Genomic DNA, 368 nt, shown 5'->3' with positions numbered 1-368 from the left:
GCGCCGTGGCCGTGCCGCGGTGCTGCAGGCGCACCGGGCGCGGAAACGGACAGGGCAGGCCGCTGTCCACAGGGCTTTGGGCAAAAACAGCCGCCAGCCCATACTGGTTATGCGCAAGCAGCTCTTTTTTCAATAGCACATCACGCAGCGCACCGGCCTCGCCAGCGAGGAACGAGACCCGCGCCTGGCCGGCGCGGAACTGCGGATGCTGTAAACATTCGGCCAGAAAGGCGCGGTTGCTGGGCAGGCCGAGCAGCTCCAGCTGCCCGAGCGCCTGCACCAGCGCGTCTATGGCCTGGTCGCGATCGGCGGCGTGCACGATCAGCTTGCCCAGCATCGCGTCGTAGTGCGGCGTGACCTCCAGGCCG

1 pseudogene is annotated in these 368 nt (G+C 67.9%); it reads right to left on the bottom strand.

The features are described 5' to 3' along the window. Positions 1-368 (bottom strand): annotated as a pseudogene (locus QZH66_RS18805) (hypothetical protein); the annotation flags it as partial.

The organism is Stenotrophomonas sp. YIM B06876 (assembly GCF_030711595.1).
Lineage (GTDB): Bacteria > Pseudomonadota > Gammaproteobacteria > Xanthomonadales > Xanthomonadaceae > Stenotrophomonas.
This window is presented reverse-complemented; position numbering and strand designations above follow the sequence as displayed.